1 protein-coding gene is annotated in these 1,733 nt (G+C 60.5%); it reads right to left on the bottom strand.

Annotation, left to right across the window (positions count from 1 at the left end; all coding sequences use genetic code 11):
• On the bottom strand, positions 1–1,733 hold a 1,733-nt coding region (locus H9S92_RS14780; RefSeq protein ID WP_222936123.1), incomplete at both ends, for a DUF7507 domain-containing protein.

Below are 1,733 nucleotides of genomic sequence, written 5' to 3'. Positions count from 1 at the left end.
AGCGTGCCAGTCCCCGTAAAGTCAATGGCTTGCTCCGTGACCGTGATGTCGTCCAAAGTGACGTTGCCCGTGTTGGTCGCCGTGTAAGTGTACGTAATTACCCCCGTGACGGCATCGTAGCTGCTCATCTTGATCAGCCCCAGGTCGGGTGTCTGCTGAACCGGCGTCTCCGTGGGGTCATCTTCCACATTGCTGTCGTCATCCGATTCATCCGTCACCGGCATGTCGTTGGGGTCCGTTCCCGTTCCTAAGGCCTGGTTAGTCACTCCGCCTGCGTCGATGTCGGCTTGCGTCACCGTGTACGTGGCGGTGAATACCATGCTCGCACCCGGCGCGAGGTCCAATGCGTCGCCATCGCCGTCCAGATCGGCTCCGCCGCTCACGTATGTCGGTACCGGAAGCGTGCCAGTCCCCGTAAAGTCAATGGCTTGCTCCGTGACCGTGATGTCGTCCAAAGTGACGTTGCCCGTATTCGTCGCCGTGTAGGTGTACGTAATTACCCCCGTGACGGCGTCGTAGCTGCTCATCTTGATCAGTCCCAGGTCGGGCGTCTGCTGAACCGGCGTCTCCGTGGGATCATCTTCCACGTTGCTGTCGTCATCCGATTCATCCGTCACCGGCATGTCGTTGGGGTCCGTTCCCGTTCCTAAGGCCTGGTTAGATACCCCGCCTGCGTCGATGTCGGCTTGCGTCACCGTGTACGTGGCGGTGAATACCATGCTCGCACCCGGCGCGAGGTCCAATGCGTCGCCATCGCCGTCCAGATCGGCTCCACCGCTAACGTATGTCGGTACCGGAAGCGTGCCAGTCCCCGTAAAGTCAATGGCTTGCTCCGTGACCGTGATGTCGTCCAAAGTGACGTTGCCCGTGTTGGTCGCCGTGTAAGTGTACGTGATTACCCCCGTGACGGCATCGTAACTGCTCATCTTGATCAGCCCCAGGTCGGGTGTCTGCTGAACCGGCGTCTCCGTGGGGTCATCTTCCACATTGCTGTCGTCATCCGACTCATCCGTCACCGGCATGTCGTTGGGGTCCGTTCCCGTTCCTAAGGCCTGGTTAGATACCCCGCCTGCGTCGATGTCGGCTTGCGTCACCGTGTACGTGGCGGTGAATACCATGCTCGCACCCGGCGCGAGGTCCAATGCGTCGCCATCGCCGTCCAGATCGGCTCCGCCGCTCACGTAAGTCGGTACCGGAAGCGTGCCCGTCCCCGTAAAGTCAATGGCTTGCTCCGTAACCGTGATGTCGTCCAGCGTCACGTTGCCCGTGTTCGTCGCCGTGTAGGTGTACGTAATTACCCCCGTGACGGCTTCGTAGCTGCTCATCTTGATCAGCCCCAGGTCGGGTGTCTGCTGAACCGGCGTGTCCGTGGGATCATCTTCCACGTTGCTGTCGTCATCCGACTCATCCGTCACCGGCATGTCGTTGGGGTCCGTTCCCGTTCCTAAGGCCTGGTTAGATACCCCGCCTGCGTCGATGTCGGCTTGCGTCACCGTGTACGTGGCGGTGAATACCATGCTCGCACCCGGCGCGAGGTCCAATGCGTCGCCATCGCCGTCCAGATCGGCTCCGCCGCTCACGTATGTCGGTACCGGAAGCGTGCCAGTCCCCGTAAAGTCAATGGCTTGCTCCGTGACCGTGATGTCGTCCAAAGTGACGTTGCCCGTATTCGTCGCCGTGTAGGTGTACGTAATTACCCCCGTGACGGCGTCGTAGCTGCTCATCTTGATCAG

Origin of the sequence: Neolewinella lacunae (genome assembly GCF_014349155.1) — a bacterium.
In the GTDB taxonomy this organism is placed as follows: domain Bacteria; phylum Bacteroidota; class Bacteroidia; order Chitinophagales; family Saprospiraceae; genus Neolewinella; species Neolewinella lacunae.
This window is presented reverse-complemented; position numbering and strand designations above follow the sequence as displayed.